At 59.3% G+C, this 8,923-nt stretch carries 4 protein-coding genes and 1 pseudogene; 1 reads left to right on the top strand and 4 read right to left on the bottom strand.

Going from position 1 to position 8,923, the window contains the following annotated elements:
• Positions 1 to 116: 116 nt before the first annotated feature.
• From APH36_RS24905 to APH36_RS31830, 4 genes and pseudogenes are all read right to left on the bottom strand, one after another.
• Positions 117 to 1,532: an efflux transporter outer membrane subunit gene (locus APH36_RS24905; RefSeq protein ID WP_060500905.1), complete on the bottom strand. Its 1,416-nt coding sequence runs from the start codon at positions 1,530 to 1,532 to the stop codon at positions 117 to 119.
• Entirely contained in the window at positions 1,529 to 4,708 is a 3,180-nt protein-coding gene (locus APH36_RS24900; protein WP_060500903.1) for an efflux RND transporter permease subunit, read from the bottom strand. The genes APH36_RS24905 and APH36_RS24900 overlap by 4 nt, the downstream gene beginning before the upstream one ends.
• Before the next feature lie 12 nt (positions 4,709 to 4,720).
• The gene (gene mexE / locus APH36_RS24895) at positions 4,721 to 5,962 is read right to left on the bottom strand and encodes a multidrug efflux RND transporter periplasmic adaptor subunit MexE (protein ID WP_060500901.1); all 1,242 of its coding nucleotides are present in this window, start codon (positions 5,960 to 5,962) and stop codon (positions 4,721 to 4,723) included.
• Between the two features lie 464 nt (positions 5,963 to 6,426).
• Positions 6,427 to 6,555 (bottom strand): annotated as a pseudogene (locus tag APH36_RS31830) (transposase); the annotation flags it as partial.
• Between the two features lie 403 nt (positions 6,556 to 6,958).
• Between APH36_RS31830 and APH36_RS24890 the strand changes: the two are divergent.
• A partial coding sequence (locus APH36_RS24890; protein WP_156342196.1) for a phosphatidylinositol-specific phospholipase C domain-containing protein occupies positions 6,959 to 8,923 on the top strand: 1,965 nt, incomplete at its 3' end.

Raw genomic sequence — 8,923 nt, 5'->3', positions numbered from 1 at the left:
ATGGGCCGCAAAGCGGCCCCGCTTTCTTTTGCCATAAAAAAGCCCCGCGGACCAAGGCCTGCGGGGCAAACGGTTGGGGGAGGAGCCAACCAAAGGAGTCGTTCAAGCGGGGTGTATCAGTGTGCGCTGGCCACGGTTTCCGGTTGCCAGCCACCGCCCAGGGCCTTGTAGATCGAGACAATGCCGCGGTACAGCTCGACTTCGCCCTGGGCCTGCGCATCTTCTGCGCTCAACCGTTCACGCTCGGCATCGAGCAGCACCAGGTAGTCGACCGTCCCTTCGCGATAGCGGATCGAGGCCAGCTCTGCCGCCTTGCGGCTGGCATCGCTCTGACGCATCAGCGACAGCAGCCGCTGCTGGGTCTTGTCGTAATCGCTGAAGGCATTGGCCGACTCTTCCAGGGCCAGCAATACCTGCTGCTCGTAATTGGCCAGTGCCCCTTCGGCATCGGCCTTGGCGCCGCGCAGGCGGGCCCGCACACTGCCCAGGTCGAAGGCCGCCCAGGTAATGCTTGGGCCCAGTGCCCAGGCATTGGCGGCCGAAGAGCCGATTTGGGAGCCACGCGCGGCGGTAAAGCCCAGGAAGCCGCTGAGGCTGACGCGGGGGAACAGGTCTGCCGTGGCCACGCCTACGTTGGCGGTGGCGGCCGCCAGTTGGCGTTCGGCGCTGCGGATATCCGGGCGGCGGCGCAGCAGTTCGCCCGGATCGCCTACCGGCAACGCCTTGGCGATGGCCGGCAGGGCCTTGGGCGACAGGTCTACGCTGAGTGCCTCTGGGCGCTGGCCGAGCAGGGTGGCAATGCGATGACGCGCCCGCGCCTGTTCAGCTTGCAGTTGCGGCACAGTGGCCTCGACCCCGGCCAGGCGTGCATCGGCACGCACCACGTCCAGGTCGTTGCCCACGCCGGCATCGCGCAGGGTTTCGGTAATGGTCCGCGATTCCTGCTGAGTCTTGAGGTTGGCCAGGGCGATCTTCTCGCGCAACTGGGCACCGCGTAGCTGCCCGTAGGCATCGACCAGCTCGGCGATCAGGCTGACCTGCAACTGCTGCAAGTCGGCGGCGGCTGCCGCTTCCTGGGCTTCGCTGGCCTCGATCTGGCGCTGGATGCGGCCAAACAGGTCAAGCTCCCAGGCCATGTCCAGGCCCAGGTCGTAGCGCTCGCTGTTCACCCGCTGCGTGGTCTGGCCGGGGATCTGACCCTTGCCAATGTCGCTGCTGGCACGGCTGGTGACCACCGGGAACTGGTCGTTCTCGGCGTCTTCACGGATCGAGCGGGCCGATTTCAAACGGGCGAAAGCCACGCGCAAATCACGGTTGCCGTCGAGCGAGGCCTGTACCAGCTGGTTCAGCACCGGGTCATCGAACTGCTTCCACCACAGGCTTTCGAAGCGGGTACGGTCGTAGGCGTTGGCCTGCACGTCGCTGTTCAGCTGCGCAGGTTCGGTGGCCGGGGCCTGGTAGTCCGGGCCTACCGCACAGGCCGCCAGGGCCAGTGCCAGCAGGCTTGGGGACAGGGGTTTGAGCAGGTTCATGCAGGGTTCTCCAGCGAGTGAACGCGTGCGGCCTTGCGGGCCTGGCGACGCTCGACGAAACGGCGAATCAGGAAGAAGAACACCGGGGTCAGGAACAGGCCGAACACGGTCACGCCGATCATCCCCGAGAACACTGCCACACCCATGGCGTGGCGCATTTCGGAACCTGCACCGGAGCTGAACACCAGGGGCACCACACCCATGATGAAGGCGATCGAAGTCATCAGGATCGGCCGCAGACGCAGGCGGCAGGCTTCCAGCACGGCAGCCAGCGGGTCGAGGCCTTTGGCCTGTTCATCCTTGGCGAACTCGACGATCAGGATCGCGTTCTTGCACGCCAGGCCCACCAGTACGATCAAACCGATCTGGGTGAAGATGTTGTTGTCGCCACCCGACACGATCACACCGGTAATGGCCGACAGCAGGGTCATCGGCACGATCAGGATCACCGCCAGTGGCAGGCTCCAGCTTTCGTACTGGGCAGCCAGTACCAGGAACGCCAGCAGTACGCACAGCGGGAACACCAGCAGTGCAGTATTGCCCGAGAGGATCTGCTGGTAGGTCAGGTCGGTCCACTCGAAGGTCATGCCGTTGGGCAGTTCCTCTTTCAGCAGTTTCTCGATCGCAGCTTCGGCCTGACCAGAGCTGTACCCCGGGGCGGCGGCACCGTTGATTTCTGCGGTGATGAAGCCGTTGTAGTGCATGACCCGGTCTGGCCCGGAGGTGTCGCTGACCTTGAGGAAGGTCGCCAGCGGGATCATCTCGCCCAGGTTGTTACGCACCTTCAACTGGCCGATCTGTTCGGCATCGAGGCGGAACTGCTGCTCGGCCTGGACGTTGACCTGGTAGGTGCGGCCAAAGCGGTTGAAGTCGTTGGTGTACAGCGAGCCCAGGTAAACCTGCAGGGTGTCGAAGATGTCGGTGATCGCCACGCCGTGGGTTTTGGCCTTTTCCCGGTCGATGGCGGCATCGATTTGCGGCACGTTGACCTGGTAGCTGGTGAACAGGCCCGCCAGCTCCGGCACGTTGTGGCTTTTGGCGATGATGTTCTGGGTTTCCTTGTACAGCGCTTCGTAACCCAGGTTGCCACGGTCTTCGATTTGCAGGCGGAAACCACCAATCGTGCCCAGGCCCTGTACCGGCGGCGGTGGGAAGATGGCGATGTAGGCATCCTGAATGTCGGCGAACTGGGCATTCAGTGCAGCCGCGATGGCTGCCGCCGACTGGCTCGGGTCTTTGCGCTCATCGAACGGTTTGAGCGGGGTGAACACGATGCCGCTGTTCGGGCTGTTGGTGAACCCGTTGATCGACAGGCCCGGGAAGGCTACTGAGTCGGCAACACCGGGTTGCTTCAGGGCAATTTCGCTCATGCGCTTGATCACCGCCTCGGTGCGGTCAAGGCTGGCCGCGTCTGGCAGCTGGGCGAAGGCCACCAGGTACTGCTTGTCCTGGGCTGGCACGAAACCGGTCGGGGTGGACGAGAAGCCCAGGTAGGTCAGGCCCATCAGGCCAGCGTACACGAACAGGGCGATGCCGCTGGAGCGGATGACACGGCGCACACCACCGACGTAGCGGTTGGAGGCGCGGTCGAAGAACCGGTTGAACGGGGAGAACAGCCAGCTGCCCAGCAGCTTGTCGAGGAACCGCGAGAAACGGTCCTTGGGCGCATGGTGGTCCTGCAGCAACACGGCAGCCAGGGCCGGCGACAGCGTCAGCGAGTTGAATGCCGAGATCACGGTGGAAATGGCGATGGTCAGGGCGAACTGCTTGTAGAACTGCCCGGTAAGGCCGGAAATGAATGCAGCAGGTACGAACACGGCGCACAGCACCAGGGCGGTGGCGATGATCGGCCCGGTCACTTCGCTCATGGCCTTTTGCGTGGCTTCCAGCGGTTTCAGGCCCAGCCCGATATTACGTTCGACGTTTTCCACCACGACGATGGCGTCGTCCACCACGATACCGATGGCCAGCACCAGGCCGAAGAGTGACAAGGCGTTGAGCGAGAAGCCGAACAGGTGCATGACTGCAAAGGTACCGATCAGCGACACCGGCACAGCCAGCAGCGGGATGATCGAGGCGCGCCAGGTTTGCAGGAACAGGATCACCACCAGTACCACCAGCACCAAGGCTTCGAACAGGGTGTGTACCACTGCTTCGATGGAACCGCGCACGAAGATGGTCGGATCGTAGACGATGCTGTAGTCCATCCCTTCCGGAAAGTCCTTCTTCAGCTCGGCCATTTTTGCCCGCACTTCGTCGGAGATCTCGATGGCGTTGGAACCGGGGCGCTGGAAGATCGGGATGGCCACGGCCGGCTGGTTGTTCAGCAGCGAACGCAGGGCGTACTGGCTGGAGCCGAGTTCGACCCGCGCGATGTCCTTCAGGCGGGTGATTTCGCCATCGGCACCGGCACGGATGATGATGTTTTCGAACTCTTCCTCGTTGACCAGACGGCCCTGGGTGTTGATCGACAGCTGGAAGCTGGTGGAGCCGGGGGCGGGCGGTGCGCCCAGCTGGCCTGCGGCCACCTGGCGGTTCTGCTCGCGGATTGCAGCGACCACATCACTGGCGGTGAGGTTGCGCGAAGCGGTCTTGTTCGGGTCCAGCCACACGCGCAGCGAGTAGTCGCCCATGCCGAAGAGTTGCACGTCGCCCACGCCGCCCAGGCGCGCCAGCTCGTCCTTGATGTTGAGGATGGCGTAGTTGGACAGGTAGAGCATGTCGTAGCGGTTGTCCGGCGAGGTCAGGTGCACGACCATGGTCAGGTCGGGCGAGGCCTTGTCGACGGTGATACCGATGCGGGTCACTTCCTCGGGCAGCTTGGGCTGGGTGCGGGTGACGCGGTTTTGCACCTGTACCTGAGCGTTGTCCAGGTCGGTGCCCAGGGCGAAGGTGATGGTCAGCGTCAGCTTGCCGTCCGCGGTGGACTGGGAGGACATGTACAGCATGTTCTCCACACCGGTAATGGCCTGCTCCAGCGGCGCGGCGACGGTTTCGCCGATGACCTTGGGGTTGGCACCGGGGAAGTTGGCGCGCACCACCACGGTGGGTGGCACCACTTCGGGGTATTCGCTGATCGGCAGCTGGAACAGCGAGATGGAGCCCGCGATCAGCAGCACCAGCGACAGCACCGCGGCGAAGATTGGCCGGGTAATGAAGAATTTCGAGAAGTTCATCGGTGTGGTCCCTTAACCGCGTGGCGCCTGGGCGCTGGCGACTTTCACGTTATTGCCCGCCACCTTCGGCGCCGGGTTGCTGGCCTCCAGGGCTTGGCGCTGCTGGGCGAGGGCGGCGAGGGTCTGTTCGCTGGCCATCTGGGTTTCTTCCGGCGTGACAGGTGAACCAGGGCGCACGCGTTGCAGGCCCTTGACCACGATGCGGTCATCCTTGCCCAGGCCGCTGCGCACAATGCGCAGGCCTTCCAGCTTCGGCCCCAGCTCCACGGCGCGGTAGGCAGCCTTGTTGTCCTTGTCCATGACCAGCACGAACTTCTTGCCAAGGTCGGTGCCCACGGCTTCGTCGTTGATCAGCACGGCATCGTACTGGGCGCTGCCCACAAGCTTCAGGCGCGCATACAAGCCCGGGGTGAACTGGCCGTCGCTGTTGTCGAACACCGCACGGCCACGGATGGTGCCGGTGCGCGGGTTGACCTGGTTGTCGACGAAGTTCATCTGGCCCAGGTGCGGGTTGCCGGTTTCGCTGGTCAGGCCCAGGTACACCGGGGTGCTTTGGCCACGCTGGCCTTCGCGTGCCAGCTGAGTGTACTTGAGGTATACGCGCTCGTCGGCGTCGAAGTAGGCGTAGACCTTGTCGGTGGATACCACGCTGGTCAGCGGGGTGACATCGGCGCTGACGATGTTGCCGGCGGTGAACTCGGCGCGGCTGACACGGCCGCTGATAGGCGCGGTGACGCGGGTAAAGCTGAGGTTAAGGCGTGCCAGGTCGAGCTGGGCCTGAATGGCATCGACCCCGGCACGGGCTTCGGCGGCAGCGCTGCTACGCGACTCGGCCAGCTCGGCGGAGATGGCGTTGCTATCACGCAGGCGTTCGCCACGGCGGGCCTCGTTGGCACTGCGAATGGCAGTGGCCTTGGCCTGTTGCAGCTGGGCTTCAAGGCGGCGGACTTCAGCCTGGAACGGGCGTGGGTCGATCTGGAACAGCAGGTCGCCTTTCTTGACCTGAGTGCCTTCGGTGAAGGCCACCTGATCGATCTGGCCGGAAACCCGTGGACGTACTTCGACGGTTTCCGGGGCTTCGAGGCGGCCGGTGAACTCGTCCCATTCGTTGATCGGTTGCTCGATCACCTTGGCCACACTGACCTTTGGCGCGGCGGGAGCCTGCACGGCGTCTGGGGTTCGACCGCAAGCGCTGATCACCACCACTGCCAGGGCAGCGAGGGGGAAGCGCAAGGGTTTGAGTGATTGTTCCATGGAGAACTCCGCCAATGTATGAGTAGTGGGCGGAGTGTGAGTGTGTTGCGCGTGAGGCACGAATCGAACGGGGCGAAGGTTATTATCACGCTGAATGATATGTGCGGGTCATTCATAGATGTCGGGCATGATTGGGGTTGAGCTATACCCCGTTCGTGCCGGGGGCGTCAAACTATGCGTATGCGGTCACGGTCACCTGGGGAGGCTCGTGCCGCGAAGGAGGCGCAACGCGCCCCTTGGCACGATCTGCTCAGGAAGCAGAGCATCCAGCTCAGGTCATTGAGCATCAGTCGGCCTTTTATCAACGCGAGACTTTGTCATGGTTTCGATGAAGTGATCATTGGGGAAACCCCGATCAAGTTTGCCCGAGCGCAATGAGCTACGTCTCGACCGGGTCAGAACCAGGGCTTTGCCCTCGTTCTTGCACGCTACAGGCGCACCTCTCCCGTAGCGCTTATAACTACCTACGCCGTCCACAGATTCGACAGCGCAAACAGCCCGCTCAGTTGCGCCGTGTTCTTGGCCAAGCCACGAAAGCGAGTCGTCACATAACCGAACTGGCGCTTGATCACCCGGAATGGGTGCTCCACTTCGAAATCGGAGAAGCTCATCTGACTCATGAGCAAGGCTTGCGTTCGGAGAATACCTAGCATTTTTGCTAGTTGCCTTGTGCAAGGCTACTCGGCAGAGTGGATGCGCAAGCAGCGGAAAAGCGGGTTCCGCATGAAGCTTAAATATACGCGATCCTTTAGATGTATTTATTGTCACTGTTTTTCCGGGTTTTGGTGCCCCTTTATGTTCATGCGCTCCGTAGCCACTGAGGGCAGCCTTTAGCGGGGTGCCAATGCTGAATTATATAGCGCATATAGAGTTCTGAGATATTGCTAAGTGGAATGTCTGGGGGGCAAATTTTCTACATTTTTTTTCGTGCTTTTGTATTGGCTATGGGCCTAGCGGATAATTACGCTAAGCAGAAAAGTGCAGAGGAGGAATATCATGATGAACGAGATTGCTTCGTGTGGTGTTGGGCTAAGGAGGTTTGAGTCGTTCATGCTCCTTCTCCGAGAAGCTCGTTGGAGTGGAGGTGCTCCTATATATCTGGCGCGTTGGTTGTTAGCGCTGCTCATAATGTTGTTGAGCGGTCTCGTGTCGGCGCAGCAGTCTAGTATCAATAACGCCCGGCCAGGTACGGTAGTGGACAAATCACGACCATTCAGTGACTATCAATGGGTGATGTCCCATAATTCATTTGTTACCAACACCTGGACGGGCACCCCTAACCAAGACCTGTCGATTTCAGAGCAACTAGCCCATGGAGTGAGGGGGCTTATGCTGGACACCTATAATAATCCAGTTCAGCTGTGTCATCCCAAGTTTGATTGTCAAACTACCTTGGCCGCAGCTCTGAATACGGTGGCTGCGTTTCTGGCGGCAAATACAGATGCCGTAATAACTATTCATTTTGAGGACTACGCTAGCAGAACAGCCATGCAGAATGCGTTCAATGCTGTTCCGACTTTAAAAAACTTTGTTTTCAATCCAAAAGGGCGGTGGGGCGGGCGCTCTCAGTGGCCAACGTTGCAAGAGATGGTTGACGCTAATCAGCGGCTCATTCTCATCACGCAAAAATCGGAAAATGCGGGTGCTTATGCAAACAACGTTTATATGTTTCATGATAAGGCTATTGCCGTCGAGAACTACTGGTCTTTGGGTGGTACTATTTTTAGTCACGATTTAAGTTGCAAGACACGTTGGTCTGATATCCCCTTGAATACAAAGCGAGCCAGTCACACTGACTTCGATGGCTGGTCGCGGCTTTTTGTTATGAACCACTATCATGGTGTTCCCTTAAGTCTGCATAGTGGCGACGACAATGAAATTGGAGGTCGAGTGGGGCTCGTAGATCGGATTAATGGACAGTGCAAGCCAGCCGCTGAGCGAGCCCCCAATTTTATTGCGGTCGATTTTGTTGAACAAGGCGATGTTCTGGAGTATGTCGAGGCCTATAATAATGGGGGCATTGTTGCCTATGAGGGTAATAATGTAAGCCAATCTCTTGTTTGTACGTTCTCCACTGCGTTTGATCGGACCGTTAACTTGCAGGGGAGCGATCAGGCTCGGCTCGGATGCGAAAATGACGAAATGCGATCTTTTTCTATGTCAGGGGTAAAAAAGGGGACGCAAATTACATTTTATGACAGTCCGGATGGTAACCTGCAAGACGATTACGCAGTTGTCGACATTAAGCGCGATATTGGCCGTGACAAAGTGGTGAAGGTTAATACCTTCGAGCAGCCATTCTATAGCAATGATGATTATCAGATCGTTTGGGTCAAAAATAATGGGCTCGACGGGAAGGTAAGTCGAATCAAGGTGGAAAACGATGTGTCCTTCGATTTTTCAGGTGCGTCAATTGTTTTGTATGAAGGCAGGGACGGTAGTCAGAACAATGTTTGTACCATTAAGCTGGATGGTGACTATGCATTCAATTTTCCTAGCAGTCGGGGGTGCGATAATGATGAGGCTGTTTCCGCTCGCTTGCTCAAGGCAAGGAAGAATACGGTCATCCAGTTTTATGGTAATTGGAACTCAAATACCTGTGATCAGGGCTGTTCAACCATAACTGTCAAGGAGGATGTAACCACGCCTGTCACAATTCCCAGGTTTGAAAACAATTGGACCAGCCCTGATCGCAAGGTCCAAGTTGTTCGTTCGGGCGGAACACAGCAACTTGATGGCAAAATCTCATCGGCTCGGGTATCAATTGATCCCTTTGCTGGTCAGAACGTCGTACCAAAGGCAGCATCATCGGCTTCAGACGGATTTTGGGGGGGGTGGGGGCCACTCCGGAAATGCCAGGCCGGAAAATTTGTTTGGGGCTTCAGGCTGAAGAGTGAGCCTTACATGGGGAAGGGAGATGACACGGCTTTGAATGCCATCGAGATGTACTGCTCTAGGGAA

This window comes from Pseudomonas sp. NBRC 111133 (assembly GCF_001320605.1).
Lineage (GTDB): Bacteria > Pseudomonadota > Gammaproteobacteria > Pseudomonadales > Pseudomonadaceae > Aquipseudomonas > Aquipseudomonas monteilii.
Note: the sequence above shows the minus strand (reverse complement) of the source record. Positions and strands in the feature narration are given on the sequence as shown.

What these genes read in the sequence shown, in the direction of transcription:
- APH36_RS24905 (WP_060500905.1), bottom strand. Translation starts at nt 1,532, where the DNA reads ATGAACCTGCTCAAACCCCTGTCCCCAAGCCTGCTGGCACTGGCCCTG.
- APH36_RS24900 (WP_060500903.1), bottom strand. Translation starts at nt 4,708, where the DNA reads ATGAACTTCTCGAAATTCTTCATTACCCGGCCAATCTTCGCCGCGGTG.
- mexE (WP_060500901.1), bottom strand. Translation starts at nt 5,962, where the DNA reads ATGGAACAATCACTCAAACCCTTGCGCTTCCCCCTCGCTGCCCTGGCA.